Origin of the sequence: Kitasatospora sp. NPDC096147 (assembly GCF_044763225.1) — a bacterium.
Taxonomy (GTDB): Bacteria; Actinomycetota; Actinomycetes; order Streptomycetales; family Streptomycetaceae; genus Kitasatospora.
Genome location: NZ_JBIWFX010000020.1, coordinates 45,843 through 72,694, shown reverse-complemented (window position 1 = coordinate 72,694; position 26,852 = coordinate 45,843). Strand labels below are relative to the sequence as shown.

The window sequence follows — 26,852 nt, the reverse complement described above, 5'->3', positions numbered from 1 at the left end:
CGGGCAGCACCAGCCGGAGCCCCGGCCGACCGCGCTCCGTCCTGCCGGGCGGGGCGAGCCGTCAGAAGGTCAGCGTCCGGCCCTCCTGCTTGGCCTGCTTGGCGGTGTACGAGACGCCGTGCACCTTCAGCCCCGCCGGGTCGAGCAGGGTGATCGCCCCGCCCTTGTTGTCCAGCTCGAAGCCGCCGCTGCCCCCCGGCACCGCCAGGCTCGCGCCGGCCTCCAGCCGCTGCGCGGGCAGCGGCAGCCGCCGCTTGGCACGGTCGAGCAACTGCCAGCCCGTCAGGTCGACCGGGGCGGCCGAGGTGTTGAGCACGGTGACCTTCTCCCGGCCCCGGTCCGGGCCGACCGGGTTGACCAGGGCGGAGACGATCCGCAGGCCGGCCGGGGTGTGCTCGTCCGGGCGGCCGGGGGTGCCGGGCAGCGGGTGGCCGGTGGCGTCGTCGGTGTGCCAGGCCTGCGACTGGAAGGCCAGGAAGACCGCGATCCAGCGGTCCTCGGCGGGCAGGTGTACCAGCAGGGCGCCGTCCTGGTAGACCCCGTTGTCGTCCTTGAACCGGCCGCTGTTGCCCTGGTTCATGTGGACGTCGTGCACCCCGTTGCCCGGTTCGAAGCCGAAGACCTTGTCGGGCTTCCCCGGCTCGGGGCCGAACCGCTCGCCGACCACGTGCAGCAGCGCCGCCGGATCGGCGATCGCCCGCAGTACGAAGTGGTCCAGCAGGTCGGCCAGGTCGTTGTCCACGCCCGGCAGGTCCGGCGGCAGGGTGCGCAGCACCGCCGGGTCGAACAGGTTGCCCCGGATGAAGTCGACGGCGGCGGTGCCGGGCGCGGAGCGCAGCGGTGTCCAGCCGGTGCCGGTGGCCGGCAGCAGGGCGGTGAGCGGGTGCCGGAAGTCGTCCACCACCGCGTAGAGCAGCTCCGAAGGGGCCTGCTGGGACAGGACGTTGACGGCCGCCCGGTAGTCGGTGCCGTGGGTGTCGCGCAGGTGGATCTGGTAGTGCGGGGTGTCGGTGGCGCCCTCGCGGCGGCGGGCGACGGCGCGGGCGGAGAGCACGCCGTAGTTCTTCAGCGGCATGGTGACGGGTCCTTCGAGGGTGTGGACGGGCGACGGGCCTGGACGGGCACCGTTATCCCGCAGTGCGACGTCGGGTGTGCGGGTTATCACCACCTGTTCACCCGATGGTGGCCGTCCCGATCCGGGCGTGGATCACCCTTCCGGGTAAGCGAGTTGGCCCGGCGCCCGGTAGCCGGTGTCAGCGCCGCCGGTGCCGGAGGATCGAGTGCACCGTGAAGGCCACCAGGCCGAGGGTGAGCAGGCCGGCCACCCAGAGCGAGAACGGGTCGGGGCCGCTGGCGGCGGCCGGGGCGGTGACCGGCGCGGTCAGCGGGGTGGCGGTGGGGGAGGGGGCCTGGCCGGTGGGGGTGGTGGACGGCCGGGCGCTGGGGGTGGCCGGGGCGGAGCTGCGGCCGGAGCGGCTGGGGGAGGGGCTCGGGGTGGGCGGGCCGTAGTGGAAGGCGGCCTGGGCCGGCTGCTGGTCGTCGTCCTCCAGGCCGCCACCGGCCAGGTCCTCGCCGACGCTGATCAGCCGGGGGCTCTCCACCCCGCTGCTGCTGACGCGGTAACCGCCCTTGGCGGCCTTGGCGTTGAGGGTGATCCTGGCCCGCACGGTGAGCGTCCCGCGCGGCTGGATGGTGACGGCTCCGGGCGCCTCCAGCAGGTGCCAGCGGCCACCCGGGTCCACCCGGTCGGAGGGGCGCCAGCTGCCGTTCGCCGGGTCCTGCCAGAGCACCGTGATGCCGTCGGTGGGGGTGCCGGTGGTCCGGGCGTCGTTGGTCAGGGCGAGCGCGAACCCGCCGGGCTGGACGCGGTGCGGGGAGGTCGAGGTGAGGGTCATCGACAGCTCGAAGGTGCCGCCCACGGCGAGGGTGGCGGGCAGCCCGGTCAGGGTGGTGCTGATCTTGCCGTTGCGCGGCTCGGCGGCCCGTGCGGCTCCGGCGCCGAAGCCGACCTGAACGGCCGTCAGCAGCACCAGCACGGCCGGCAGTGCGCCGACCGGCGGACGACGTGCCATTCCTGCCCCCTCCGAGGAACCCGGCCGAGCTGCGCCGGAGACCGGATGCTAGCAACCGGGCCCGGTACCCCCGTCGACCGGCCCGCAGCTGTTGACGTGCCGTGCAGCTCGGGTGGTTCCCGGCACGGCGGGGCGGGTGGGGTCGGGCGGGGGCGGAGACGATCGGCCGGGGGCGGAGGAGCGCGGTCGGGGGCGGGCGGGGCGCATCGCGGTGCGCCCCGCCGGGGTCAGCGCTCCTCGCGGAAGAGCACGTGCTCGCGCGCCACCGGGTCGAACTTCCGCAGGGTCATCCGGTCCGGGTCGTTCCGCCGGCTCTTCCTGGTCACGTAGGTGTAGCCCGTCCCGGCCGTGGACTTCAGCTTCACGATCGGGCGCAGCTCGCTGCTCGCCATCTTGTCCTCCTCGGTGCGGGGCTCCCGGCCTCTGCTGACTGGAAACCGTTTTCATCGGGCCTCAACGCGGCCCCACCCCGGTCCATTCCCCCGCCGCCGGCAGCGCGGTGCCCGGCCCGGCCCGCTGCGCCGAGAGCGCGGCCAGCTCGCGGCGCAGCGCGCGGACCTCGTCGGTGAGTTCGAGGATCGCCTGGTGGTTGACCCGGTCCAGCCGCTCCTCGGCGTCGAAGCGGGAGATGAACCAGGCGGCGATGTTCGCCGTCACCACACCGAGCAGCGCGATGCCGGAGAGCATCAGCCCGACCGCCAGCAGCCGGCCCAGCCCGGTGGTCGGGGTGTGGTCGCCGTACCCGACCGTGGTCATGGTGGTGAAGGACCACCAGAGCGCGTCGTCCAGGGTGCGGATGTTGGCCGTCGGGGAGGAGCGTTCGATGTCCAGCACCGCCAGCGAGCCGAACACCAGCAGCCCGACCACCGCACCCACCACGTAGGTGGTCAGCCGCACCTGCGCGGCCATCCGCACCCGCTGGCCGGCCAGCAGCACGGTGGAGACCAGCCGCAGCAGCCGCAGCGGCTGGGCCAGCGGCAGCACCACGGCCAGCAGCGAGAGCGGCTGGGAGCGGATGAACTGCCAGCGCCGCTCCGCCAGGTGGAGCCGGGCGAGGTAGTCGGCCGTGAAGGCGGCCCACACCACCCACTCGGTCCACCACGCGGCGTGCAGCACCGGCGGTGCTGCCTCGGGGTGCAGGATCGGCACGGCGTACGCGACCGCGAAGACCACCGAGAGGACGATCAGCGGAAGCTGGGTGAGGCGCTCCCAGCGTTCGAGGCGGGTCATCCGCGGCTACCTCCAGGACGGTGCGGGGCGGCATGACCATCTCACACCCGGCCGGCCCGCCAACCCGCTCCGACGGGGTCCGTCAACTCCCGCTGACGACGCCGCGTGGTGCCGCCGGGGCCGTCCGGAGCTGACGCGGGCTCAGGCGCCTTCGAGCGCCCCGGTCCCCGCACCGGCCGCCGCCGGCTGCGGGGACCGGGAGCGGAGGGGGCGGGTGGAGGCCAGCAGGACGGCCGCGCCCGCGAGGGTGCCGGCCACCGCGCAGACCGGCCACAGCAGGCCGGGGGCCGCGTCGTAGAGCGCGCCGCCGAGGGCCGGGGCGAGCACCGAGCCGCTGATCGAGGCCCCGGCGTAGAGGCTCTGGAAGCGGCCCTGGAGGTGGAGCGGCGCGCAGTCGGCGACGTAGGCGGTGGCCGGGGTCTTGTAGAGGATCTCGCCCAGGGTCAGCAGGGCCATGGTGGCGACCGCGAGCCGGACCGAGGCGCCGAGCACCAGCAGCCCGTAGCCGAGGCCCACCAGCACCAGCCCGGCGCCGATGATCCGGAGCGGGGAGCGCTCGCGCAGGGCCAGCGCGGCGGGCAGTTCGAGACAGAGGATCAGCCCGCCGTTGACCGCCATCAGCGCGCCGTAGACCTCGGTGCCGATGCCGTGGTCGCCGAGGAAGACCGGCAGGGTGCCGTACTGCTGGCGGTAGACGGTGTCGATCACCACGATGGCCGGCAGCAGCACCAGCAGGGCGGGCCGGGCCCGCAGCGCGCGCCACAGCGGCTCGCCCCCGGCGGCCACGGCGGCCCGCTCGGCCCGGCCGGGATCGGCGGTGAGCACCCGGGCGGCGTACCCGGCGAACAGCAGCGAGCCGATCCCGTCGGCCAGGAAGAGCCAGCCGTACGAGACCTGAGTCGCGATCAGCCCGCCGAGCGGTGCGCCCACGGCCAGGCCCGCGTTCGAGGCGAACCGCATCACCGCGACCCCCTGCCGCCGGGCGCCCGCCGGGACGGCGGCGGTGACCAGGGTGGCGTTGGCCGCCCGGGCCGCGCCGGAGGCGTACATCGACAGCGGCAGGACCACCAGCAGCCCGGCCGCCGGCAGCACCGGCAGCGCGATCAGCCCCGCGCCGGAGACCGCCGAACTGGCCAGCAGCACCCGACGGTGCCCGAAGTGGTCACCGAACCAGCCCCCGGTGAAGTTCCCCGCCACCGAGCCGATCCCGCCCGCACCCGCGATCAGGCCGGCCCCGGCGACGCCGATGCCGCGCTCGGTGGTCAGGAAGAGGAACAGGTAGACGAAGGTGAAGGCGGTCACGGTGTTGACGAAGATCCCCGCCGACAGCAGCCAGACGGCCTTCGGTACTGCTCGCACGTGCTTGCCCCCGTAGTGAGTTCCTTTAGGGAACGGACTATGCCAGCATGGCAGGGTGGGGGTCAACGGCGATGTGGTGGAGGAGGTCGGGTGCCCAGACGAGGCGGGCCGGGCGACGAGAACTGCGCCGTCGCGCAGTCCCTGGACGTGGTCGGCGACGCGTGGACGCTGCTGATCGTCCGGGACGTGGCGCGCGGCCAGTACCGCTTCGACGGCCTCCAGCACGAACTCGGGCTGTCCCGCAAGGTCCTGACGGAGCGTCTGGCCCTGCTGGTGGACGCCGGGGTGCTCAGCCGCGAGCCCTACCAGAGCCGCCCGCCCCGGTACGAGTACCGCCTCACCGACCGGGGCCGGGGCCTGCTGCCGGTGCTGGTCGCCCTCCAGGACTGGGGCGACACCTGGCTGCTCGGCGAGGGCGCGTACACCGCCACCGCCGAGGAGCACTCCCGGGAGGCCGAGCGGGTGCACGCCCTGCTCGGCACCACCGTCCCCGAGCTGAGCCTCCCCGCCGGGGACGCCCGGCTCGATCCGGTCGACGGCCTCACCGTGCTCTACTGCTTCCCCGGCGCCTTCGCCCGTCCCGAGCTCTACCCGCCCGGCTGGGGCACCGTCCCCGGCGCGGCCGGCTGCACCCTGGAGTCCCGGGGCTACCAGGCCCGGCTGCCCGAGTTCACCGCCGCCGGGGCCACCGTGCACGGCGTCTCCACCCAGCGCACCGACGAGCAGCGCGCCTTCGCCGAGGCGGAGGGCCTGGCCTTCCCGCTGCTCTCCGACGCCGGCCTGGAGCTGGCCGCCGCGCTGCGCCTGCCCACCCTCCGGGCCGGCGGCACCACCCGGCTCAAGCGCCTCACCCTGGTGATCGGCCCGGACCGGACGATCCGTCAGGTCCAGTACCCGGTCACCGACATCGCCGAGAGCATCGAGGCGGCCCTGCGCGGCGTGACCACCGGCTGACCGGCCCCCGCTGCTGCGGGAACGTCACGGGCGTGTTGCCCCTGATGGCCTTTCCGGTCCGACCCTTGATCACCCGACCGCCCCCGTGTGAGTGTGGCCGGGCGCCCGGTGACCGGCCGGGCCCCGCCAGCCGAACCGCGCCGCACCCGTCCGGCCCGTCGCGGAGATACGGAGGACCCCGGTGCCCTCGCCTTCGCAGCCCCTCCGCAAGCTGGGCTTCCTGACCATCGGACTGTTCGACCCGGCCGACCCCGCGAAGGGGCACGAGTCGACGCTGCAGATCATCGAGCTCGGCGAGCAGCTGGGCTTCGACGGCGCCTGGGTGCGCCACCGCCACCTCCAGCACGGCATCTCCTCGCCCGTCGCCGTCCTCGCGGCGGCCACCCAGCGCACCCGGCGGATCGAGCTGGGCACCGCCGTCATCCCGCTCGGCTGGGAGAACCCGCTCCGCCTGGCCGAGGACCTGGCCACCGTCGACCTGCTCTCCGGCGGCCGGCTCAACCCCGGCCTCAGCGTCGGCCGCCCCGGCCACTGGGACCGGATCGCCCCCGCGCTCTACCCGGACACCGCCGAGGCCGAGGACTTCGACTACCGGCGGGTCTCGCGCCTGCTGGGCTTCCTCAAGGGCGAGCCCGCCACCGACTTCAGCGGCGTCGAGGGCATCGAGGTCTACTCCGACCGCGTCCAGCCCGTCGCACCCGGCCTGGCCGACCGCGTCTGGTACGGCGGCGGGAGCCTGCGCTCGGCCCGCTGGGCGGGCGGCCAGGGCCTCAACCTGCTGACCAGCAACGTGGTGCGGGCGGAGGAGTCCGAGGACTTCGCCTCGATCCAGCGCTCGCAGATCGACGCCTTCCGCGCCCACCACCCCGAGGGCCCGCGCGCCCGGGTCTCCCAGGGCCTGGTGGTCGTCCCCACCGACAGCGCCTCGCCCGCGCAGCGCGCCAAGTACGGCGAGTACGCCCGCGCCCGGCTGCCCCGCACGGCCACCCCGCAGGGGCCGGCCCGGATGATGTTCGCCCCGGACCTGGTGGGGACCTCCGCCGAGATCGCCGAGCGGCTGTACGCGCACGCCGGGTTCCAGGCGGTCGACGAGGTGGTCTTCGCCCTGCCCTTCAGCTTCGACCACCAGGACTACGTACAGATCCTCACCGACATCGCCACCCACCTCGCCCCCACCCTCGGCTGGCGGCCCACCCCCTGACCCCACCACCCTCGGACCGCCCTCCGGACCGCCCTCGCACCACCCTCCGGACCGCCTGCGGACCGCCCGGAGGGCGGTCAGGGGCGCGAGGAACTGCGCGAGACGGAAGACGAAGACCCGCCTGCCGGGTACGGAGAACCACCTGCACGTGAGCGTCCGTACCCGGCACACGGGTCGTTGCGTCCCCCTTCGCGCCGGGGCTGCCCGCAGGGCGGTCAGGGGCGCGGGGAACTGCGCGAGGCGGAAGACAGAGACCCGTCTGCCGGGTACGGAGAACCACCTGCACGTGAGCGTCCGTACCCGGCAGACGGCTCAGTGCGTTCCCCCGCGCGCAGTTCCTCGCGCCCCTGGGTCGCTGCATGGCTCAGGCCCTGCGGGAGCGTGGGGGAGCTGCGTGGTTCAGGCCCTGCGGGAGCGTGCGGGAGCTGCGTGGTCCTGGCCTCCGGGCGGTAGGGCGGCAGCCCACCTTCGGCGGCGCTCGGCGGGCGGGGGTGGGCCGGGGTTCTTAGGCTCGGGGCATGGTTGACGCACACGCGGCCCGGCGGGAACGGCTCAGGCAGCACTGCAGCGCCTCCGGCGCCGACGCGGCGCTGATCACCCGGCCGGCCAACGTCCGCTACCTCACCGGCTGCGCCCCCTGCGGCGCCAGCCTGCTGCTCACCCGGGACCGGGCCCTGCTCGCGCTGCCCGACGACCTGCCCCCGGACGACAGCGGCGAGCACCTGGTGCCGGACGACCCGGAGCTGTCGCTGGTGCCCGTCCCCGCCGAGCGGGACACCGCGCTGGCCGTGGCCGAGGACGCGGCCCGGCTGAGGGTGCGTGACCTGGCCGTGGAGGAGCACGACCTGACGGTCAGCCGGCACCGTGCGGTGGCCGGGCTGGCCAAGGGGGTCAACCTGCTGGACCTGGCCCGTGCGGTGGAGCGCCAGCGGGTGGTCAAGGACGAGCACGAGATCGCCGACCTGCGGATCGCCGCCGAGATCGCCGACCAGGCGCTCGGCGAGCTGCTGGAGTCGATCCTGGTCGGCCGCACCGAGCGCCACCTCGCCATGGAGCTGGAGCGCCGGATGATCGACCACGGCGCGGACCGGGCCGCCTTCCCGGTCTCGGTCGGCACCGGCAGCCACTCCGGCCAGGAGGCCCACCTGCCCACCGACCGCCGGGTGGAGGAGGGCGACTTCCTCACCGTGGTGCTCGGCGCCCAGTACCGGGGCTACCGGATCTCCACCGCCCGGACCTTCGTGATCGGTGCCGCCCCGGCGCCCTGGCAGGTCGAGCTGCACCGGCTGGTCTTCCGCGCCCAGCGGGCCGGCCGGGAGGCCCTCGGCCCCGGCGTCCCGGAGCACGCGCCGGACCTGGCGGCCCGCGAGATCCTCCGCACCGGGGGCCACGTCGGCAGCACTGCGCACCCGCTCGGTCACGGCATCGGACTCGAGATCCGGGAGGCGCCGCGTCTCGGCCCCTCGGACATGGGTAAACTGGACAATCGCGTGCCGGTCACCGTCGGCCCCGGGGTGCACATCCCCGGTAAGGGCGGGGTCCGGATCGAGGACACGCTCGTCGTACGCCCCCTTGAAGAGGGCGGGCCCGAGCTGCTCACCATCACCACCAAGGAGCTCCTCGCGCTGTAGCCGCCCCGGCGGCTGCGGAACGCGCAATCCCTTGGTTCCTTGACAGCTATATCCAGGAGTAAGTGCGCCCGTGGCTTCCACGAACGATCTCAAGAACGGCATGGTCCTCAACATCGACGGCAAGCTGTGGTCCGTCGTCGAGTTCCAGCACGTGAAGCCCGGCAAGGGCCCGGCCTTCGTGCGCACCAAGCTCAAGGAGGTCCTGAGCGGCAAGGTCGTCGACAAGACCTTCAACGCCGGCGTGAAGGTGGAGACCGCCAACGTCGACAAGCGCACGATGCAGTTCTCGTACAAGGACGGGGACAACTTCGTGTTCATGGACATGGACACCTACGACCAGCTCACCATCGAGCCGTCGGTCGTCGGCGACGCCGCCAAGTACCTGCTCGAGGGCTTCGAGGCCCTGGTCGCGCAGAACGAGGGCTCCCCGCTGTACGTCGAGCTCCCGGCCGCCGTCGAGCTCGTGATCGCCGAGACCGAGCCGGGCGTCCAGGGCGACCGCTCCACCGGTGGCACCAAGCCGGCCACCCTGGAGACCGGCACCGAGATCCAGGTGCCGCTCTTCGTCACCACCGGCGAGAAGGTCAAGGTCGACACCCGCGACGGCAGCTACCTGGGCCGGGTCAAGTAACCGTGTCCGCTGCGCGCACCAAGGCCCGCACCCGGGCGTTCCAGATCCTCTTCGAGGCCGATCACCGCGGCGTCGACCCGCAGCGGGTGCTTGCCGACTGGATCGCGCGGGCGCGCGACCCCAAGCCGGACGAGGGCATTCCGCAGGTCGGCGAGTACACCATGCAGCTGATCGAGGGGTACGTCCAGCACGCCCGCAAGATCGACGAGCTGATCTCGACCTACGCCGTGGGCTGGACCCTCGACCGGATGCCGATCGCGGACCGCAACGTCCTGCGGCTCGGTGCCTACGAGCTGATCTGGGAGGACGGCGTCCCGGACGCGGTCGTCCTGGACGAGGCCGTCGAGATCGCCAAGGAGTACTCCACGGACGACTCCCCGGCCTTCGTCAACGGCCTGCTCGCCCGCTTCCTGGAGCTCAAGCCGACCCTGCGTCGCGACTGAGCCCCACCCGCGGAGCCGCCTGACCCCCTCGGGGTCCGGCGGCTCTGTTCGTTCCGGGGGCGGCTGCCGTATGTTGGCTACCGACGGGTAACTCCTCAGTGAAGGCGGCTCCACCGATGACCACCGCGATCCGCAGCGAGTTCGACCAGGGCATCGCCCTAGCCCCCGACGGCCCCGGGCGGTACGCGGCCGAGCTGGGCGAGGGCTGGCAGATCGGCGGCGGGGTGAACGGCGGGTTGCTGCTCGCGGTGGCCGGGCACGCGCTCTCGCTGGAGCACCCCGAGCACCCGGACCCGGTCTCGATCAGCGGGTACTACCTGTCCGCCTCGGTGCCGGGCGCGGCCGAGGTGCGGACCGAGTCGGTGCGGCGGGGGCGCTCGCTCTCCACCGGGACGGCCGTGCTGAGCCAGGGCGGCGAGGAGCGGCTGCGGGTGCTGGCCACCTACGGGGACCTGAGCACTCATCAGGGGGAGGTGCGGACCACCGCCACGCCGCCGCAGCTGCCGCCGGTGGAGCAGTGCATCGGGGTCGAGCACGCGCCGCCGCAGCTGATCTCCCAGGCCGCGCTGCTGGAGCGGTTCGACCTGCGGCTGGACCCGGCCAGTGTCGGCTGGGCGCTCGGGCAGCCGGCCGGGCGGGGGCTGATCCAGGGCTGGTTCAGGCTGGCGGACGGCCGGGAGCCGGATCCGCTGGCGCTGCTGCTGGTGGCGGACGCGCTGCCGCCGGTCACCTTCGACCTCGGGATGCCGGGTTGGGCGCCCACCATCGAGCTGACGGTCCATCTGCGGGCCCGGCCGGTGCCCGGCTGGCTGCGGGTGGTGCACTCCACCCGCAACCTGGCGGCCGGCCACTTCGAGGAGGACTGCGAGGTCTGGGACGCCTCGGGCCGCCTGGTGGCCCAGTCCCGGCAGCTCGCCAGGGCGCCGCGCCCGGCCGCCTGACGGTCGGTCAGACCACCACCCACCAGAGCAGCAGCAGGGTGGTGGCGGTGGCCAGGGCGCCGCGCACGGCAGGGCCCTGGCGGCCTGGTAGGGCGATGGCGGCGGGCAGGGCGTAGGCGGTGGCTCCGAGCAGGAACAGCAGGGCGAACCAGGCGGCCGGCGGCGGTGCCAGCCGGTTGATCGTGTCGAGTCCGGCCCAGGCCAGCACCGGGGCGGGCACCGCCACCCGCCAGGCGGGCCGGAGGTCCAGCCGGTGCAGGGCGCGCCAGCTCAGGACGGCGTATCCGACCGCCAGTGCCGCGCCGCCGAAGAAGATCCAGACGAACCCCGCCATGCCGCGCCCGACCTGGGCGGCGAAGAGCAGCCACAGCGAGGCGAGCAGTGCGCCGGTGGCTGCCAACCCGACCGCTCCCGCCCGTAGTACCGGTGAACCGAACACGTTCCCACCCCCAGGGTCCGCCGGCCGGGCCGGCGCGGCGCCGGGGATGCCTACCCACGGCGCCCTCCGGTAGTCGGCCCGGTCGGTGGCGGTCAGGTCACGGACGGTTACAGGCTTGTGACGTGCGGTACGTGTGCGCAGTCCGAGGAGGGGGAGGTAAGGGGGCAGCGGCACACCGCCGCTGACGAACCATCAGGAGCCTCCGATGAGCCGTAACGGTCGCCCGGCCCGCAGCCCCCGTTGCACCTCCCAGCACGCCGCCCGCCACGAGGAGCAGGCGTTCGTGACCGGCATCCTGGCCGGTCCGGAGGACTTCGAGCGGGTGCGCGAGTGGCGGCTGACCGAGGCCCGGGACTACGAGGCCTACCTGCTGGACACCGCGGTGCTGCTGGAGGAGGCGCGGCGCAGCTTCGGGGTGGTGCAGGCGCGGGTGTTCCACCCGCAGGACTTCGCCGAGTTCTGCCTGCTGCACGGGCTGGACCCGGCCGAGCCCGCCTCCCGGGACCGCTACCTGGTGCACCCGCCGCTGCAGACCCAGCTGCTGGCCTACCAGGGCGAGGAGCTGACTGGGGACTTCCTGCCGCGCCTGGTCCGGGCCCGGGAGAACGGGCTGACGCTCCGCCACGCGGACCTGCTGGTGGACGGCGGGCTGTACGCGGCCGAGGAGGACGCCGACCCGGCGGTGCGGCGGGCCTACCAGGCGGGGGCCGAGGTGTTCCGCCGGATGCTGGTGGGGGCCGGGCCGGGGACGTACGAGTTCCGCTGCGTGGTGCGGGCGCCGGACGGGCCGCTGCCGGCCGAGGCGCGGATCCTGCACTGGGAGGACGGCGTGGTGCGGATCAACGACGAGGACCTGGACCTGGTCTGCGCGGTGCTGTGCGCCGGCCTGCACCGGGAGCTGCCGGGGGAGGCGGTGCTGCGCGGCACCCAGGGCTCGGGCTGCGGGGAGTACCGGCAGGTGGCCTGGGGCTGGCGGAGCGAGGGGTACGGGTACGCACCGGCCGCGCTGGAGCCGGACGGCGTGGCGGCGGTGCCGGGCTTCAGCCTGGGGACGGTGTGCTGACCGGGGCCGGCGGACGTGCGAACGGCGGAGCGACCCCGGGAGGGGTCGCTCCGCCGTGACGTTTCTGCGCCTGGAATCAGGTCAGTTCGCGTCCTCTTCCCGCACCGCGCGGCGCGCGTCCGGGTTGAGCACGCCCCAGCTGATCAGCTTCTCGGTGAGGATCGAGGGGGACTGGTCGTAGATCACGGCGAGGGTGCGCAGGTCGTCCTGACGGATCGACAGCACCTTCCCGTTGTAGTCGCCGCGCTGGCTCTGGATGGTGGCCGCGTAGCGCTGCAGCGGGCCGGCGTTCTCCGACGGCACCTGGGTCAGTCTCTCCAGGTCGAGCACCAGGCGCGGCGGCGGCTCGGCCGCGCCGCCGGGCGTGCCGCCGGGCAGCAGCTCCTGCACCGGGACGCCGTAGAACTCCGCCAGCTCGGCGAGGCGCTGCACCGTCACCGCGCGGTCGCCGCGCTCGTACGAGCCGACCACGACGGCCTTCCAGCGCCCCTGGGACTTCTCCTCGACGCCGTGCAGGGAGAGCCCCTGCTGAGTGCGGATCGCCCGGAGCTTGGCCCCGAGCTGCTTCGCGTAGTCGCTGGACATTGGTCTCCCCGGACGAGATTGCTTCGCGTTGAAGGGTGAGCACGAGCGGGCTGGTGGTTCGGCCGCCTGACCCGGCTGCGTTACCGGTGGGTTCGGCGGCCGTCTCGTAACTCACTGTGAGGTTACGTAGAGTGAGGTAGTTGCGTCAAGCCGAATGGTGCACTCGTGCGATTGCGGTCCCGGCGCGGCCCCGCCGCGGCTGCGGTGGAGCTCCGAGGGGGCCCTGACCAGGCAGACATGATCGCCCTGTTACGATGGCGGCGGCTTCCGGCGCAGCCCGGAGCCGTTCCACAGACATCCTTTAAAGCCCGTCCTGTGAGGCGGGGAAGGAGGTCGGCTTCGGCATGACCGCACGCACTGACACAGCGCGTCCACCGCACCAGGTGCTGGACGCCACCGACGTGGCCCGGGTGATCACCCGGATCGCACACGAGATCGTCGAGCGCGCCAAGGGCGCGGAGGACGTCGTGCTGCTCGGCATCCACACCCGCGGGGTGCACCTCGCCCGCCGTCTGCAGGCCAGGCTCGCGCAGATCACCGGCCGCGAGATACCGATGGGCACCCTGGACATCACCATGTACCGGGACGACCTGCGGCTGAAGCCGGCCCGGGCCGCCGAGCACACCGAGGTCCCGGCCGACGGGATCGAGGGCAAGCTGGTCATCCTGGTGGACGACGTCCTGTTCTCCGGCCGCACCATCCGCGCCGCGCTCGACGCGCTCAGCGACATCGGCCGCCCGCGCGCCGTGCAGCTGGCCGTGCTGGTCGACCGGGGCCACCGCGAACTGCCGATCCGCGCCGACTACGTGGGCAAGAACCTGCCGACCTCGCTGCGCGAGGCGGTCCAGGTGCGGCTGGCCGACGTGGACGGCCTGGACGCCGTGCTGGTCGGCGACCGCGACTACGCGGCCCGCTCCTCGCAGGCCATCGCCGCCCAGCCCTCCGGGGAGTAGCGGCCGGGCGGTGCCCCGCACCGCCGCGCGCCGCTCCGCCTCGTACCCCCGTACCGCAACCCCCGGAGCTCAGCCATGACCACCTACCTGATCCGCAACGCCCAGATCCTGGGCGGCACCCCGCAGGACCTGTACCTCGCCGAGGGCGTCATCCAGCAGATCGGCACCGACCTGGCGGTCGCGGCGGACGTCGAGATCGACGCCCGCGGCCTGCTGGTGCTGCCCGGCCTGGTCGACCTGCACACCCACCTGCGCCAGCCCGGCAAGGAGGAGGCCGAGACCGTCCTGACGGGCACTCAGGCCGCCGCCATGGGCGGCTTCACCGCCGTGCACGCGATGGCCAACACCACCCCGACCGCCGACACCGCCGAGGTGGTCGAGCAGGTGCACCGCCTCGCGCTGGAGGCCGGCTACTGCGACGTGCACCCCGTCGGCGCCGTCACCGTCGGTCTGGACGGCAAGGAGAAGGCCGACTGGGAGGGCATGCACCGCTCGGCCGCCGCCGTCCGGGTCTTCTCCGACGACGGCAAGTGCGTGGACGACGCCGTGATGATGCGGGCCGCGCTGGAGTACGCCAAGTCGATCGACGGCGTGGTGGCCCAGCACGCCCAGGAGCCGCGCCTCACCGAGGGCGCCCAGATGAACGAGGGCCTCGTCTCGGCCGAGCTGGGCCTGCCCGGCTGGCCCGCCGTCGCGGAGGAGGCGATCATCGCCCGCGACGTGGCGCTGGCCGCCTCGACCGGTGGCCGGCTGCACGTCTGCCACCTCTCCACCAAGGGCTCGGTGGAGATCGTCCGCTGGGCCAAGGCCCGCGGCCTGGACGTGACCGCCGAGGTGACGCCGCACCACCTGCTGCTCACCGACGAGCTGGTCCGCACCGGCGACGCGGTCTACAAGGTGAACCCGCCGCTGCGCACCGAGGAGGACGTGCACGCGCTGCGCGCCGCGCTGGCCGACGGCACCATCGACGCGGTCGGCACCGACCACGCGCCGCACCCCGAGGCGGACAAGACCTGCGCCTGGGCGGTGGCCGCGATGGGCATGGTCGGCCTGGAGACCGCGCTCTCGGTGGTCCAGCAGACCATGGTGGACACCGGCCTGATGAACTGGCAGGGCGTGGCCGACCGGATGTCGCACCGCCCGGCCCGGATCGGCCGGCTGACCGGCCAGGGCCGCCCGGTCTCGGTCGGTGAGCCCGCGAACCTGGTGCTGTTCGATCCCGCGTACCGTGGGACCGTGACCCCCGACGCCTTCGCCACCCGCAGCCGGAACACCCCCTTCAAGGGCCTCGACCTGCCCGGGAAGGTGCACGCCACCTTCCTGCGCGGCACCGCCACCGTGCTGGCCGGCGCCCTGACCGAGCTGGGGGCGGCCTCGTGACGACCCCTCAGCTCGCCCAGGCCGCGCAGCTCGCCCAGGAGAAGGCGAAGGTCGGCGACTGGACCCCGTACCTGGGGTGGATGGGCGGCCTGGCCGTCCTGGTCGGCCTCGTCTACTGGCTGATGCGCCAGGGCTGGAACTGGCGCCGCACGCTCCAGTCCGACCTGGCCGCGCTGCCGGAGGTGCCCGCCGACCCGGGCACCCCGCTGCTGGAGACCAAGGGCCGCTACCACGGCTCGACCACCGCCGGGAACTGGCTGGACCGGGTCGTCGCGCACGGCCTCGGCACCCGCAGCCTGGCCGAACTCACGCTCACCGAGCGGGGCCTGCTGGTCCGCCGGCCCGGTGACGTGGACCTCTGGATCCCTGCGGGCAGCCTGCGGGCCGCCCGGACGGACTCCGGGATCGCGGGCAAGGTCGTGCCCGCCGGAATCCTCGTGGTGACCTGGGACAACCAGGGTGTCGCGCTGGATTCCGGCTTCCGGGCCGACCACCCTGAGGAGCACGCCGCCTGGGTCGAGGCGGTCGAGGCCCTCGTGACACCACGTACGACGAAGAAGACGGAAGAAGAGGCCGCCAAATGACCGCACCTGCCCCCACCACCACGCGCCACAGGCGGGAGCGCATCCCCGCCGTGCTCGTCCTGGAGGACGGCCGGGTGTTCCGCGGCCAGGCCTACGGCGCGGTCGGCGAGACCTTCGGCGAGGCGGTCTTCAACACCGGCATGTCCGGCTACCAGGAGACCCTGACCGACCCGTCCTACCACCGCCAGGTGGTGGTCATGACGGCCCCTCAGATCGGCAACACCGGCTGGAACGACGAGGACGACGAGTCCTCGCGGATCTGGGTGGCCGGCTACGTGGTCCGCGACCCCTCCCGGGTCACCTCCAACTGGCGCTCGGAGCGCTCGCTGGACGAGGAGCTGGTCCGCCAGGGCATCGTCGGGATCTCCGGCGTGGACACCCGGGCGCTCACCCGCCACCTGCGCGAGCGCGGGGCGATGCGGGTCGGCATCTTCTCCGGCGAGGCGCTGGCCGACGAGGCCGAGCTGCTGGCCCGGGTCGGCCGCGCGCCCGAGATGAAGGGCGCCGACCTGTGCGCCGAGGTCGCCACCAAGGAGACCTACGTCGTCCCGGCGATCGGCGAGAAGAAGTACACCGTCGCCGCGCTGGACCTCGGCATCAAGGGCATGACCCCGCACCGGATGGCCGAGCGCGGCATCGAGGTGCACGTCTTCCCGGCCAACTCCACCGCCGAGGAGCTGTACGCGGTGGACCCGGACGGCGTGTTCTTCTCGAACGGCCCCGGTGACCCGGCCACCGCCGACCACCAGGTCGCGGTCGCCCGCGAGGTGCTGGCGAGGAAGACCCCGTTCTTCGGCATCTGCTTCGGCAACCAGATCCTCGGCCGGGCACTCGGCTTCGGCACCTACAAGCTGAAGTACGGCCACCGCGGCATCAACCAGCCGGTGCAGGACCGCACCACCGGCAAGGTCGAGGTCACCGCGCACAACCACGGCTTCGCCGTGCAGGCGCCGCTGGACCAGGTGAGCGACACCCCGTTCGGCCGCGCCGAGGTCTCCCACGTCTGCCTGAACGACGACGTGGTCGAGGGCCTCCAGTGCCTGGACACCCCGGCCTTCTCGGTCCAGTACCACCCCGAAGCGGCAGCGGGCCCGCACGACGCGGCCTACCTCTTCGATCGCTTTGTCGACCTGATGGCCGGTGCACCGGCCCGCACCACCGCAGGGAGCTGACCCGTGCCGAAGCGCACTGACATCAAGTCCGTCCTGGTGATCGGCTCCGGCCCGATCGTCATCGGCCAGGCCGCCGAGTTCGACTACTCCGGCACCCAGGCCTGCCGGGTGCTCCGCTCGGAGGGCCTGCGGGTCGTCCTGGTGAACTCCAACCCGGCGACCATCATGACCGACCCGGAGATCGCCGACGCGACCTACGTCGAGCCGATCACCCCGGAGTTCGTCGAGAAGATCATCGCCAAGGAGCGCCCCGACGTGCTCCTGCCGACCCTCGGCGGGCAGACCGCGCTGAACACCGCGATCTCGCTGCACGAGAACGGCACGCTGGCCAAGTACGGCGTGGAGCTGATCGGCGCCAACGTCGAGGCGATCCACAAGGGCGAGGACCGCCAGCTCTTCAAGGGCGTGGTCGAGGCGGTCAACGCCAAGATCGGCCACGGCGAGTCGGCCCGCTCGGTGATCTGCCACTCGATGGACGACGTCATCAAGGGCGTGGACACGCTCGGCGGCTACCCCGTCGTCGTGCGTCCCTCCTTCACCATGGGCGGGGCCGGCTCCGGCTTCGCGCACGACGAGGAGGACCTGCGCCGGATCGCCGGCCAGGGCCTGGCCCTCTCGCCGACCACCGAGGTGCTCCTGGAGGAGTCCATCCTCGGCTGGAAGGAGTACGAGCTGGAGCTGATGCGCGACAAGAACGACAACGTCGTGGTGGTCTGCTCGATCGAGAACTTCGACCCGATGGGCGTGCACACCGGTGACTCGATCACCGTCGCCCCGGCGATGACCCTCACCGACCGTGAGTACCAGACGCTGCGCGACATCGGCATCGCGATCATCCGCGAGGTCGGCGTCGACACCGGCGGCTGCAACATCCAGTTCGCGATCAACCCGGTGGACGGCCGGGTCATCGTGATCGAGATGAACCCGCGGGTCTCCCGCTCCTCGGCGCTGGCCTCCAAGGCCACCGGCTTCCCGATCGCCAAGATCGCGGCCAAGCTGGCGGTCGGCTACACCCTGGACGAGATCCCGAACGACATCACCGAGAAGACCCCGGCCTCCTTCGAGCCCTCGCTCGACTACGTCGTGGTCAAGGTGCCCCGGTTCGCGTTCGAGAAGTTCCCGAGCGCCGACGCCACGCTGACCACGACCATGAAGTCGGTCGGCGAGGCCATGGCGATGGGCCGCAACTTCCCCGAGGCGCTGAACAAGGCGCTGCGCTCGCTGGAGAAGAAGGGCTCGCAGTTCTCCTGGACCGGCGAGCCCGGCGACAAGGCCGAGCTGCTGACGAAGAGCCAGGTCCCGACCGACGGCCGGATCAACACGGTCATGGACGCCATCCGGGCCGGTGCCACCCCCGAGGAGGTCTTCGACAACACGAAGATCGACCCGTGGTTCGTCGACCAGCTGTTCCTGATCAACGAGATCGCGGTGGAGCTCGCCGAGGCCGAGAAGCTCGACCCCGAGCTGCTCCGGCACGCCAAGCGGCACGGCTTCTCCGACCAGCAGATCGGCGAGATCCGCGGCCTGCGCACCGACGTGGTCCGCGAGGTCCGGCACGCGCTCGGCATCCGCCCGGTCTTCAAGACCGTGGACACCTGCGCCGCCGAGTTCGCCGCCAGGACCCCGTACTTCTACTCCTCGTATGACGAGGAGACCGAGGTCGCCCCGCGCACCAAGCCCGCCGTGATCATCCTGGGCTCCGGCCCGAACCGGATCGGCCAGGGCATCGAGTTCGACTACTCCTGCGTGCACGCCTCCTTCGCGCTCAGCGAGGCCGGCTTCGAGACCGTCATGGTCAACTGCAACCCGGAGACCGTCTCCACCGACTACGACACCTCCGACCGGCTCTACTTCGAGCCGCTCACCCTGGAGGACGTGCTGGAGATCGTGCACGCCGAGCAGCAGGCCGGCCCGGTGGCCGGGGTACTGGTCCAGCTCGGCGGGCAGACCCCGCTCGGCCTGGCCCAGGCGCTCAAGGACAACGGCGTGCCGATCGTCGGCACCCAGCCCGAGGCCATCGACCTGGCCGAGGAGCGCGGCGCCTTCGGCCGGGTGCTGCGCGACGCGGGCCTGCCGGCCCCCAAGCACGGCACCGCCTTCTCCTTCGACGAGGCCAAGGCGATCGCCGACGAGATCGGCTACCCCGTGCTGGCCCGCCCGTCCTACGTGCTCGGCGGCCGGGGCATGGAGATCGTCTACGACGAGCCCTCGCTGGCCTCCTACCTGGAGCGGCACGCCGGTCTGATCTCCGAGCACCCGGTGCTGATCGACCGCTTCCTGGACGACGCGGTCGAGATCGACGTGGACGCGCTCTACGACGGCCAGGAGCTCTACCTCGGCGGCGTGATGGAGCACATCGAGGAGGCCGGCATCCACTCCGGCGACTCGGCGTGCGCGCTGCCCCCGATCACCCTCGGCGGCTACGACATCAAGCGCCTGCGGGTCTCCACCGAGGCCATCGCCAAGGGCGTCGGCGTGCGCGGCCTGATCAACATCCAGTTCGCGCTGGCCGGCGACATCCTCTACGTCCTGGAGGCCAACCCGCGCGCCTCCCGCACCGTGCCGTTCACCTCCAAGGCCACTGCGGTGCCGCTGGCCAAGGCGGCGGCCCGGATCTCGCTCGGCGCCACCATCGCCGAGCTGCGCAAGGAGGGTCTGCTGCCGGCCGAGGGCGACGGCGGCACGCTGCCGGCCGACTGCCCGATCTCGGTCAAGGAGGCCGTGATGCCGTGGAGCCGCTTCCGCGACATCCACGGCCGGGGCGTGGACACCGTGCTCGGCCCGGAGATGCGCTCCACCGGCGAGGTCATGGGCATCGACCGGGTCTTCGGCACCGCCTACGCCAAGGCCCAGGCCGGCGCCTACGGCGCGCTGCCGACCAAGGGCAAGGTCTTCGTCTCGGTCGCCAACCGCGACAAGCGCAACCTGGTCTTCCCGGCCCGCGCGCTGGTCGAGCTGGGCTTCGAGGTGCTCGCCACCTCCGGCACCGCCGAGGTGCTCCAGCGCGGCGGCATCCCGTCCACCGTGGTGCGCAAGCACAGCGAGGGCGAGGGCCCGAACGGCGAGAAGACCATCGTCCAGCTGATCCACGACGGTGAGGTGGACCTCATCATCAACACCCCGTACGGCACCGGTGGCCGCCTCGACGGCTACGAGATCCGCACCGCCGCCGTGTCGCGCGGCGTCCCGTGCCTGACCACCGTCCAGGCGATGGGCGCGGCGGTGCAGGGCAGCGCGGCGCTGGTGCGCGGCGACATCGGCGTGATGTCGCTCCAGGAGCACGCGGCCCTGATCAACGCCGGCCGTCAGTAGCCCGTCCCGTGGGGGGCACGCCGCAGGTTGGGGTGCCCCCCACACCCATGTCCGAACCCGACACCCAGAAGGGCGCAACCCCGCCGTGTACAAGCTCCTGTTCGACCTGGTCTTCAAGAAGATGGATCCGGAGAAGGCGCACCACCTGGCGTTCTTCTGGATCCGCCTGGCGGCCTCGGTCCCGGGGCTGCGGCAGCTGGTGAAGCTGGTGCTGGCGCCGCGTCAGGCCGCGCTGCGGACCACGGCGCTGGGCCTCGACCTGCCGGGCCCGTTCGGGCTGGGGGCCGGCTTCGACAAGAACGGGATCGGGATCGACGGGCTGTCGATGCTCGGCTTCGACTACGTCGAGATCGGCACCGTGACCGGCGAGCCGCAGCCGGGCAACCCGGCGCCGAGGCTGTTCCGCCTGGTCGAGGACCGGGCGCTGATCAACCGGATGGGCTTCAACAACCAGGGCTCGGCCCGGGTCGCGGCGCGGCTGGCGGGGCGGCCCCGGACCGGGCTGACCCCGGTGGTCGGGGTGAACATCGGCAAGACCAAGCTGGTCGAGGAGGCCGACGCCACCGCCGACTACGTGAAGAGCACCGAGCGGCTCGCGGAGCACGCCGACTACCTGGTGGTCAACGTGAGTTCGCCGAACACGCCGGGCCTGCGCAACCTCCAGACGGTCTCCACCCTGGCCCCGCTGCTGGTGGACGTGCGGCGGGCGGCCGACCGCTCGGTGCCGCACCACGTGCCGCTGCTGGTGAAGATCGCGCCCGACCTGGCCGACGAGGACATCGACGCGATCGCCGACATGGCGATGGAGATCGGCCTGGACGGCATCATCGCGACCAACACCACGATCGGGCGGGACGGGCTGAAGGAGCCGGCCGCCCGGGTGGAGGAGATCGGGATGGGCGGGCTCTCCGGCGCCCCGCTGAAGGAGCGCTCGCTGGAGGTGCTGGCCCGGCTGCGGGCCCGGACCGAGGGCCGGCTGGTGCTGATCGCGGTGGGCGGCATCGAGACCGCCGACGACGCGTGGGAGCGGATCACCCACGGGGCCGACCTGGTGCAGGGGTACAGCGCCTTCATCTACCAGGGGCCGTTCTGGATGCGCCGGATGCACAAGGGGCTGGCGGCGCGGCTGAAGGCGAGCGGGTACCGGTCGATCGCCGAGGCGGTCGGCACGGCGAAGGCCTGAGCCCGGGGCCGGCTGCGCGCGGCGGAGCACGCCAACTGCCGTGCTCCCTCGCGCAGTTCCCCGCGCCCCCGGCCGGGCGCGTCCTCCGGCCCGCCGCGGTCGTTCTAGCTTCGTTGGCGAGGACGTCCTGACGAAGGTGAGATCTGATGGCCCATCCAGTGGTGACCGAGGCCGAGGTGGTGGAGTCCGCCCCCGCCGGGGCGTACCGGCGGCTGGTGCTGCGGGCGCCGGAGGTGGCGCGGCGGATGAGCCCCGGGCACTTCGCCACCGTCGGGCCGGGTGGGGAGCGGGTGCTGCGCCGGGCGTTCTGGCTGCACCGGGCGGACCCGGCGGCGGGCACCGTCGAGCTGGTGGTGGCCGAACGGGGGCCGGGGACACGGGAGTTGGTGCACAGCTTGGTGGGGGAGCGGCTGAGCCTGATCGCTCCGCTCGGCACGCCGTTCCCGCTGCCGGAGGGCCCGGTGAGCGCGCTGCTGGTGGCAGAGGGGCACGGGAGCGCGGCGCTGTTCGGGCTGGCGGAGGAGATCCGGCGGCGCGGCGGGCAGGTCGGCTTCATCCTCGGGGCGGCGAGCGCGGCCGGGCTGTTCGGGGAGGCGGCCGCCCGGGAGCTGACCCCGGACGTGCTGGTGGTGACGGCGGACGGCTCGGCCGGGCTGGCCGGGACGGTGACCGAGGTGGTGGCGCAGGCGGTGCGGGCGATCGACGCGACCGTGGTCTACGCCTGCGGCCCGGCCCCGGTGCTGGCCGCCGTGGCGGCGACCGCCGTGGAGCTGGCGGCCCGGTGCTGGACGGCGGTGGAGGAGCCGATGGCCTGCGGGACGGGCATCTGCCGCGGCTGCGTGCTGCCGGTGGCCGGGGCGGACGGGGTGGTCCGCGAGGTCCGGTGCTGCGTGGAGGGGCCGGTCTTCGACGGCTCCCGGGTGCGCTGGGCCGAGCCGGTGGTGAGCGTCTGATGCGCCCGCAGGAGGTGGACCTGACCGCGCCGCTGGGCGGCCGTACGGTGCCCAACCCGCTGTCCACGGCGGCCGGTTGCGCAGGGTACGGGCGGGAGCTGGCCGCCTACGTGCCGCTGGACGCGCTGGGCACGCTCACCACCCGGACGGTCGGACCGGCGCCGCGGCCGGCCGGCCCCGGGCCGAGGATCGCCGAGACCCCGTCCGGGATGCTGAGCGCGATCGGCCGGGCGGGCGACGGCGTGGCCCGGTTCGTCCGCGAGGAGCTGCCCTGGCTGGCCGAGCGCGGGGCCCGGGTCCTGGTCTCGGTCGCGGGGGAGCGGCTGGAGGAGTACGCCGAGGTCGCGGCGGAGCTGGACGGACGGCCCGGGGTGGCCGGTCTGGAGCTCGACCTCTCCGGGCCGAACGCCGCCGACCGGGGCCGGCCCTTCGCCCACAACCCCGCCACCTCGTACGACGTGGTCCGGGCGGTCCGGCACGCGGTCGGCGCCGAACTCCCGGTCTACCCGAAGCTCTCCCCGGACCTCGCCGCCGTCACCGGGGTCGCCGCCGCCTGCGTGCAGGCCGGCGCCGACGGACTGTCGATGATCAGCGCCCCGCTCGGGATGGCCGTCGACCCGGTCACCCTGCGCCCCGCCCTGGCCGCGGGGATCGGCGGCCTGTCCGGCCCGGCGATCCGGCCGCTGGCCGTGCGCTGCGTGTACCAGGTGCACGCCGAGATGCTGGCCGGGCGCATCCCGAGGGTGCCGATCCTCGCCATGGGCGGGCTCAGGACCGGCCTGGACGCCCTGGAGTTCACCCTGGCCGGCGCCTCCGGCGTCGCCGTCGGCAGCACACTGTTCCATGACCCGACCGCCCCGCTGCGCATCCTCGACGAGCTGCGCACCGAGCTGGCGGCCCGGGGTTTCGCCCGGTACACCGACGCGGTGGGATACGCCCACCGCGCTGTCCCCACCTGAAAGGCCGTCATGACGCTCGCTCCCTTCGGTACCCGCCTCGCCGCCGCCCTGGACGCCCGGGGCCGGCTCTGCGTGGGCATCGACCCGCACGCCGCGCTGCTCACCGCCTGGGGCCTGAATGACGACCTCGCGGGCCTGGAGACCTTCAGCCGCACCGTGGTCGAGGCGCTGGCCGGCGAGGTGGCGGTGCTCAAGCCGCAGGCCGCGTTCTTCGAGCGGTTCGGCTCCCGGGGCATCGCGGTGCTGGAGCGGACCGTCACCGAGGCCCGCCAGGCCGGTGCGCTGGTGCTGATGGACGCCAAGCGCGGCGACATCGGCTCCACCATGGCCGCCTACGCGGAGAGCTTCCTCTCCCCGGACCGGGCGCTGTTCTCGGACGCGCTGACCGTCTCGCCGTACCTGGGCTTCGGCTCCCTCCAGCCGGCCGTGGACCTGGCGAAGGCCAACGGCTGCGGCCTGTTCGCCCTGGCGCTGACCTCGAACCCGGAGGGTCACGAGGTGCAGCGCGCGATCGGTGCGGACGGTCTGACGGTGGCTCAGGGGGTGCTGAACCGCCTGAAGGCGGAGAACGGCGACGCCGAGCCGCTCGGCTCCTTCGGCGCGGTGGTCGGCGCCACCCTGGCCGAGGCCGGCGCGGACCTGGCGATCAACGGCGCGCTGCTGGCCCCCGGGGTCGGCGCCCAGGGCGCCACTGCGGCCGACCTGCCCCGGGTGTTCGGCGACTCGGTGGGCCACGTGCTGCCCAGCGTGAGCCGGGACGTGCTCAAGCACGGCCCCTCGGTGGCGGCCCTGCGGGCGGCCTCGGAGCGCTTCGTCGAGGAGATCGCGGCCGTGGTGAAGTGACCCGCCAGGTGACGGGCCTGCTGTGAGGCGCGTCACAGCGGCCCGGCGGACGGGCCGCCGGTGCGGATGATTTGCCCGGAAAAGTCCTGGTCGACCTTGGCTGACCAGGACTTTTCGTGTTCTTTTCCTGACGCGCGGCCCCAAGTTGGGTAGTGTCCGGCGAGAGGTCACCGAGGGGCGGCGGAACCGTTGCTCTCGCAGGTCAGAGCCGTCAGGTTCTGCGTTTCGGTGCGCTTCGAAGGCACCACCCAGTCATAGCTCATTTCCTTCCATCTACACCTGAGGTGAACGGCGTGGCTCTTCCGCCCCTGACCCCTGAACAGCGCACCGCCGCGCTCGCGAAGGCTGCCGAAGCCCGTCGGAAGCGCGCCGATGTCAAGAACAAGCTGAAGCACTCCGGTGCCTCGCTGCACGACGTGATCAAGGCGGGCAAGGCCGATGACGAGGTCATCGGCAAGATGAAGGTCTCCGCACTGCTGGAGTCCATGCCCGGCGTCGGCAAGGTCCGCGCCAAGCAGATCATGGAGCGCCTGGGGATCTCCGAGAGCCGCCGCGTGCGCGGGCTCGGGACGAACCAGATCGCGTCCCTGGAGCGGGAGTTCGGTTCCACCGCCTCCTGACCTCGGCCAGCAGCCGACCCGGTGGTCCCCGGATCGTCCGCGATCCGGGATAATCGGGGCATGAGTGAACGTCCGCGGCTGACCGTGCTCTCCGGCCCTTCGGGGGTCGGCAAGAGCACGGTCGTCGCTCATCTGAGGAAGCAGCACCCCGAGCTCTGGCTCTCGGTGTCGGTCACCACCCGGCACCCGAGGCCCGGCGAGAAGAACGGGGTCCACTACTACTTCGTCGACAACGACGAGTTCGAGAAGCTGGTCGCCAACGGCGAACTGCTGGAGTGGGCCGTGTTCGCCGGGAACCGCTACGGCACCCCGCGCGCGGCCGTGCTGGAGAAGCTGGAGAGCGGCAAGCCGGTGCTGCTGGAGATCGACCTCCAGGGCGCCCGGCAGGTCCGGGAGTCGATGCCCGAGGCGCAGCTGGTCTTCCTCGGCCCGCCGAGCTGGGAGGAGCTGGTCCGCCGGCTCACCGGCCGGGGCACCGAGCCGCAGGACGTGATCGACCGCCGGCTGGAGGCCGCCAAGGTGGAGCTCGCGGCCGAGCCGGAGTTCGACACCACGCTGGTCAACCACTCCGTCGAGCAGGTGTCCGCCGAACTGCTAAGGTTGCTCGGTGTAGCCTGAGCGGATATTTCCGCTCAGGATTTGTTTCTTCTTTCGGAAGGTTTTCGCGTGTCCTCTTCCATGACCGCGCCCGAGGGCATCATCAACCCGCCGATCGACGAGCTGCTCGAGGCGACCGACTCGAAGTACAGCCTGGTCATCTACGCCGCCAAGCGCGCGCGTCAGATCAACGCGTACTACTCGCAGCTCGGTGAGGGCCTGCTGGAGTACGTCGGCCCGCTCGTCGACACCCACGTGCACGAGAAGCCGCTGTCGATCGCGCTGCGCGAGATCAACGCCGGCATGCTGACGGCCGAGGCCGTCGAGGCCGCCTGAGTCTCCCGGTACGTGACCGCAGGGCCCGTCCGAGCATCCGCTCGGACGGGCCCTGCGGCGTTCCCGGAGGCGGCCGGCGGTGTGTCGCGGGCCATGGTGCGACGGCCGACTGACGGGTCGTAGGGTGGGGCTCGTCCCGACCGCCCGGCAGAGAGAGCCACCGCGATGAACGCCAGCCCGCCCAATGTCGTCCTCGGCGTGAGCGGCGGCATCGCCGCGTACAAGGCGTGCGAGCTGCTGCGCCGGCTCACCGAGTCCGGGCACGCGGTCACCGTGGTGCCGACCGCCGCCGCGCTGCACTTCGTCGGCGAGGCGACCTGGGCCGCGCTCTCCGGCCGGCCGGCCGCCACCGAGACCTGGGAGCGGGTGCACGAGGTCCCGCACGTGCGGATCGGGCAGCAGGCCGACCTGGTGGTGGTCGCCCCGGCCACCGCGGACCTGATGGCCAAGGCGGCCCACGGGCTGGCCGACGACCTGCTCACCAACACCCTGCTCACCGCCCGCTGTCCGGTGGTGCTGGCCCCGGCCATGCACACCGAGATGTGGGAGCACCCGGCCACCCGGGAGAACGTGGCCACCCTGCGCCGCCGGGGCGTGATCGTGCTGGAGCCCGCCGTCGGGCGGCTGACCGGCAAGGACACCGGCAAGGGCCGGCTGCCCGAGCCCGGCGCGATCTTCGAGGCCTGCCGCCGGGTGCTGGAGCGCGGCGGCCTGGACGCCGACCTGACCGGCCGTCACGTGGTGGTCTCGGCCGGCGGCACCCGCGAGCCGCTGGACCCGGTGCGCTACCTGGGCAACCTCTCCTCCGGCAAGCAGGGCTACGCGCTGGCCACCACCGCCGCCGCGCGCGGGGCCCGGGTCACCCTGCTCTCGGCCAACGCCACCCTGCCGGACCCGGCCGGGGTGGACGTGGTGCACGTCTCCACCGCGCTGGAGCTGCGGGAGGCCGCGCTGACGGCGGTGGCGGACGCGGACGCGGTGGTGATGGCGGCCGCGGTGGCCGACTTCCGCCCGGCCGAGTACGCCACCGGGAAGATCAAGAAGGTGGACGGGCAGGACCCGGCCCCGGTCGCCCTGGTGCGCAACCCCGACATCCTGGCCGAGCTCTCCGCGCACCGGGCCCGGCCCGGCCAGCTGGTGGTGGGCTTCGCCGCCGAGACCGACGACGTGCTCGCCAACGGCCGGGCCAAGCTGGCCCGGAAGGGCTGCGATCTGCTGGTCGTCAACGAGGTGGGCGGCGGTAAGGCTTTCGGGCGGGACACCAATGCGGCGGTGCTGCTGAGCGCCGACGGCGGCGAGACCGAGATCGCCGACGGCCCCAAGGAATCGCTGGCAGACGCGATCTGGGACGCGGTGGCGAGCCGTCTCGGCTGAGGTCGGGGAGCGGTGCATTCCGTCTCGAACTTCGAGG

Annotated in this window: 27 protein-coding genes; 20 read left to right on the top strand and 7 right to left on the bottom strand. The window is 73.2% G+C overall.

All coding sequences use genetic code 11. The features are described 5' to 3' along the window. Positions 1-61: 61 nt before the first annotated feature. The 5 genes from ACIRBX_RS35555 to ACIRBX_RS35535 form a co-directional block, all read right to left on the bottom strand. Positions 62-1,075 carry a DUF2278 family protein gene (locus ACIRBX_RS35555; RefSeq protein ID WP_402303906.1) on the bottom strand — a complete coding sequence of 338 codons (1,014 nt, stop codon included), beginning with the start codon at positions 1,073-1,075 and terminating at the stop codon, positions 62-64. A gap of 178 nt (positions 1,076-1,253) precedes the next feature. Next, positions 1,254-2,072 (bottom strand): hypothetical protein, encoded by an 819-nt coding sequence (locus ACIRBX_RS35550; RefSeq protein WP_402303904.1) that lies wholly within the window; start codon positions 2,070-2,072, stop codon positions 1,254-1,256. A gap of 227 nt (positions 2,073-2,299) precedes the next feature. Then, on the bottom strand, positions 2,300-2,464 hold the full coding sequence (gene rpmG, locus ACIRBX_RS35545; RefSeq protein WP_402303901.1) for a 50S ribosomal protein L33: 165 nt from the start codon (positions 2,462-2,464) through the stop codon (positions 2,300-2,302). Positions 2,465-2,525: 61 nt separating this feature from the next. After that, a complete protein-coding gene (locus ACIRBX_RS35540) occupies positions 2,526-3,302 on the bottom strand; it encodes a potassium channel family protein (RefSeq protein ID WP_402303899.1) in 777 nt (258 codons plus the stop codon). Between the two features lie 141 nt (positions 3,303-3,443). Then, complete coding sequence (locus ACIRBX_RS35535) at positions 3,444-4,661, bottom strand: MFS transporter (RefSeq protein ID WP_402303898.1); 1,218 nt, start codon at positions 4,659-4,661, stop codon at positions 3,444-3,446. A gap of 90 nt (positions 4,662-4,751) precedes the next feature. On the opposite strand from ACIRBX_RS35535, the gene ACIRBX_RS35530 reads away from it, so the two are divergent. From ACIRBX_RS35530 to ACIRBX_RS35505, 6 genes are all read left to right on the top strand, one after another. Beyond that, the gene (locus ACIRBX_RS35530; RefSeq protein ID WP_402303896.1) at positions 4,752-5,615 is read left to right on the top strand and encodes a winged helix-turn-helix transcriptional regulator; all 864 of its coding nucleotides are present in this window, start codon (positions 4,752-4,754) and stop codon (positions 5,613-5,615) included. Between the two features lie 181 nt (positions 5,616-5,796). Beyond that, entirely contained in the window at positions 5,797-6,816 is a 1,020-nt protein-coding gene (locus ACIRBX_RS35525) for an LLM class flavin-dependent oxidoreductase (RefSeq protein WP_402303895.1), read from the top strand. A gap of 518 nt (positions 6,817-7,334) precedes the next feature. After that, a complete protein-coding gene (locus tag ACIRBX_RS35520; RefSeq protein WP_402303894.1) occupies positions 7,335-8,447 on the top strand; it encodes a M24 family metallopeptidase in 1,113 nt (370 codons plus the stop codon). 70 nt (positions 8,448-8,517) lie between these two features. Further along, positions 8,518-9,078, top strand: coding sequence for an elongation factor P (gene efp / locus ACIRBX_RS35515; protein WP_402303891.1), 561 nt, complete (start codon positions 8,518-8,520; stop codon positions 9,076-9,078). Positions 9,079-9,080: 2 nt separating this feature from the next. Further along, on the top strand, positions 9,081-9,521 hold the full coding sequence (nusB, locus tag ACIRBX_RS35510; protein ID WP_345283287.1) for a transcription antitermination factor NusB: 441 nt from the start codon (positions 9,081-9,083) through the stop codon (positions 9,519-9,521). A gap of 116 nt (positions 9,522-9,637) precedes the next feature. Beyond that, entirely contained in the window at positions 9,638-10,462 is an 825-nt protein-coding gene (locus ACIRBX_RS35505; RefSeq protein ID WP_402303889.1) for a thioesterase family protein, read from the top strand. 7 nt (positions 10,463-10,469) lie between these two features. On the opposite strand, the gene ACIRBX_RS35500 is transcribed toward ACIRBX_RS35505, so the two are convergent. Beyond that, positions 10,470-10,862 carry a hypothetical protein gene (locus ACIRBX_RS35500; protein WP_402303886.1) on the bottom strand — a complete coding sequence of 131 codons (393 nt, stop codon included), beginning with the start codon at positions 10,860-10,862 and terminating at the stop codon, positions 10,470-10,472. A gap of 244 nt (positions 10,863-11,106) precedes the next feature. Here ACIRBX_RS35500 and ACIRBX_RS35495 point away from each other — a divergent pair, with 244 nt between their 5' ends. Further along, positions 11,107-11,964 carry a hypothetical protein gene (locus tag ACIRBX_RS35495; protein WP_402303884.1) on the top strand — a complete coding sequence of 286 codons (858 nt, stop codon included), beginning with the start codon at positions 11,107-11,109 and terminating at the stop codon, positions 11,962-11,964. An 81-nt stretch (positions 11,965-12,045) separates the two neighbouring features. Here the strand turns inward: ACIRBX_RS35495 and ACIRBX_RS35490 are convergent, their stop codons facing one another. Beyond that, positions 12,046-12,549: a transcriptional regulator gene (locus ACIRBX_RS35490; protein WP_402303882.1), complete on the bottom strand. Its 504-nt coding sequence runs from the start codon at positions 12,547-12,549 to the stop codon at positions 12,046-12,048. A gap of 344 nt (positions 12,550-12,893) precedes the next feature. Between ACIRBX_RS35490 and pyrR the strand changes: the two genes are divergently transcribed. The 13 genes from pyrR to coaBC all read left to right on the top strand — a co-directional run bounded on the left by pyrR (position 12,894) and on the right by coaBC (position 26,815). Then, on the top strand, positions 12,894-13,502 hold the full coding sequence (gene pyrR, locus ACIRBX_RS35485; protein ID WP_402303880.1) for a bifunctional pyr operon transcriptional regulator/uracil phosphoribosyltransferase PyrR: 609 nt from the start codon (positions 12,894-12,896) through the stop codon (positions 13,500-13,502). 75 nt (positions 13,503-13,577) lie between these two features. Next, positions 13,578-14,882, top strand: coding sequence for a dihydroorotase (locus tag ACIRBX_RS35480; protein ID WP_402303878.1), 1,305 nt, complete (start codon positions 13,578-13,580; stop codon positions 14,880-14,882). Beyond that, the gene (locus ACIRBX_RS35475) at positions 14,879-15,466 is read left to right on the top strand and encodes a hypothetical protein (RefSeq protein WP_402303877.1); all 588 of its coding nucleotides are present in this window, start codon (positions 14,879-14,881) and stop codon (positions 15,464-15,466) included. The genes ACIRBX_RS35480 and ACIRBX_RS35475 overlap by 4 nt, the downstream gene beginning before the upstream one ends. Continuing rightward, complete coding sequence (gene carA / locus ACIRBX_RS35470) at positions 15,463-16,638, top strand: glutamine-hydrolyzing carbamoyl-phosphate synthase small subunit (protein WP_402303876.1); 1,176 nt, start codon at positions 15,463-15,465, stop codon at positions 16,636-16,638. Before ACIRBX_RS35475 ends, carA begins: the two co-directional genes overlap by 4 nt. Before the next feature lie 3 nt (positions 16,639-16,641). Further along, positions 16,642-19,950: a carbamoyl-phosphate synthase large subunit gene (gene carB, locus ACIRBX_RS35465; protein ID WP_402303874.1), complete on the top strand. Its 3,309-nt coding sequence runs from the start codon at positions 16,642-16,644 to the stop codon at positions 19,948-19,950. A gap of 85 nt (positions 19,951-20,035) precedes the next feature. Further along, entirely contained in the window at positions 20,036-21,133 is a 1,098-nt protein-coding gene (locus tag ACIRBX_RS35460) for a quinone-dependent dihydroorotate dehydrogenase (protein WP_402303872.1), read from the top strand. Positions 21,134-21,279: 146 nt separating this feature from the next. Further along, on the top strand, positions 21,280-22,086 hold the full coding sequence (locus ACIRBX_RS35455) for a dihydroorotate dehydrogenase electron transfer subunit (RefSeq protein ID WP_402303871.1): 807 nt from the start codon (positions 21,280-21,282) through the stop codon (positions 22,084-22,086). After that, positions 22,086-23,045 carry a dihydroorotate dehydrogenase gene (locus tag ACIRBX_RS35450; protein ID WP_402303869.1) on the top strand — a complete coding sequence of 320 codons (960 nt, stop codon included), beginning with the start codon at positions 22,086-22,088 and terminating at the stop codon, positions 23,043-23,045. Before ACIRBX_RS35455 ends, ACIRBX_RS35450 begins: the two co-directional genes overlap by 1 nt. A gap of 9 nt (positions 23,046-23,054) precedes the next feature. Beyond that, positions 23,055-23,888, top strand: coding sequence for an orotidine-5'-phosphate decarboxylase (pyrF, locus tag ACIRBX_RS35445; protein ID WP_402303866.1), 834 nt, complete (start codon positions 23,055-23,057; stop codon positions 23,886-23,888). A gap of 293 nt (positions 23,889-24,181) precedes the next feature. Beyond that, the gene (mihF, locus tag ACIRBX_RS35440) at positions 24,182-24,508 is read left to right on the top strand and encodes an integration host factor, actinobacterial type (RefSeq protein ID WP_345283306.1); all 327 of its coding nucleotides are present in this window, start codon (positions 24,182-24,184) and stop codon (positions 24,506-24,508) included. A 60-nt stretch (positions 24,509-24,568) separates the two neighbouring features. Then, positions 24,569-25,126 (top strand): guanylate kinase, encoded by a 558-nt coding sequence (gene gmk, locus ACIRBX_RS35435; protein ID WP_396295628.1) that lies wholly within the window; start codon positions 24,569-24,571, stop codon positions 25,124-25,126. Positions 25,127-25,174: 48 nt separating this feature from the next. Next, a complete protein-coding gene (rpoZ, locus tag ACIRBX_RS35430; RefSeq protein WP_030056185.1) occupies positions 25,175-25,441 on the top strand; it encodes a DNA-directed RNA polymerase subunit omega in 267 nt (88 codons plus the stop codon). Between the two features lie 165 nt (positions 25,442-25,606). Beyond that, positions 25,607-26,815, top strand: coding sequence for a bifunctional phosphopantothenoylcysteine decarboxylase/phosphopantothenate--cysteine ligase CoaBC (coaBC, locus tag ACIRBX_RS35425; protein WP_402303863.1), 1,209 nt, complete (start codon positions 25,607-25,609; stop codon positions 26,813-26,815). Positions 26,816-26,852: the final 37 nt, after the last annotated feature.

Excerpts from the sequence above, each read along its gene's own strand:
- ACIRBX_RS35555 (WP_402303906.1), bottom strand. The coding sequence starts at position 1,075 with ATGCCGCTGAAGAACTACGGCGTGCTCTCCGCCCGCGCCGTCGCCCGC.
- ACIRBX_RS35550 (WP_402303904.1), bottom strand. The coding sequence starts at position 2,072 with ATGGCACGTCGTCCGCCGGTCGGCGCACTGCCGGCCGTGCTGGTGCTG.
- rpmG (WP_402303901.1), bottom strand. The coding sequence starts at position 2,464 with ATGGCGAGCAGCGAGCTGCGCCCGATCGTGAAGCTGAAGTCCACGGCC.
- ACIRBX_RS35540 (WP_402303899.1), bottom strand. The coding sequence starts at position 3,302 with ATGACCCGCCTCGAACGCTGGGAGCGCCTCACCCAGCTTCCGCTGATC.
- ACIRBX_RS35520 (WP_402303894.1), top strand. The coding sequence starts at position 7,335 with ATGGTTGACGCACACGCGGCCCGGCGGGAACGGCTCAGGCAGCACTGC.
- ACIRBX_RS35505 (WP_402303889.1), top strand. The coding sequence starts at position 9,638 with ATGACCACCGCGATCCGCAGCGAGTTCGACCAGGGCATCGCCCTAGCC.
- ACIRBX_RS35495 (WP_402303884.1), top strand. The coding sequence starts at position 11,107 with ATGAGCCGTAACGGTCGCCCGGCCCGCAGCCCCCGTTGCACCTCCCAG.
- ACIRBX_RS35490 (WP_402303882.1), bottom strand. The coding sequence starts at position 12,549 with ATGTCCAGCGACTACGCGAAGCAGCTCGGGGCCAAGCTCCGGGCGATC.
- pyrR (WP_402303880.1), top strand. The coding sequence starts at position 12,894 with ATGACCGCACGCACTGACACAGCGCGTCCACCGCACCAGGTGCTGGAC.
- ACIRBX_RS35480 (WP_402303878.1), top strand. The coding sequence starts at position 13,578 with ATGACCACCTACCTGATCCGCAACGCCCAGATCCTGGGCGGCACCCCG.
- carA (WP_402303876.1), top strand. The coding sequence starts at position 15,463 with ATGACCGCACCTGCCCCCACCACCACGCGCCACAGGCGGGAGCGCATC.
- ACIRBX_RS35455 (WP_402303871.1), top strand. The coding sequence starts at position 21,280 with ATGGCCCATCCAGTGGTGACCGAGGCCGAGGTGGTGGAGTCCGCCCCC.
- ACIRBX_RS35450 (WP_402303869.1), top strand. The coding sequence starts at position 22,086 with ATGCGCCCGCAGGAGGTGGACCTGACCGCGCCGCTGGGCGGCCGTACG.
- pyrF (WP_402303866.1), top strand. The coding sequence starts at position 23,055 with ATGACGCTCGCTCCCTTCGGTACCCGCCTCGCCGCCGCCCTGGACGCC.
- gmk (WP_396295628.1), top strand. The coding sequence starts at position 24,569 with ATGAGTGAACGTCCGCGGCTGACCGTGCTCTCCGGCCCTTCGGGGGTC.
- coaBC (WP_402303863.1), top strand. The coding sequence starts at position 25,607 with ATGAACGCCAGCCCGCCCAATGTCGTCCTCGGCGTGAGCGGCGGCATC.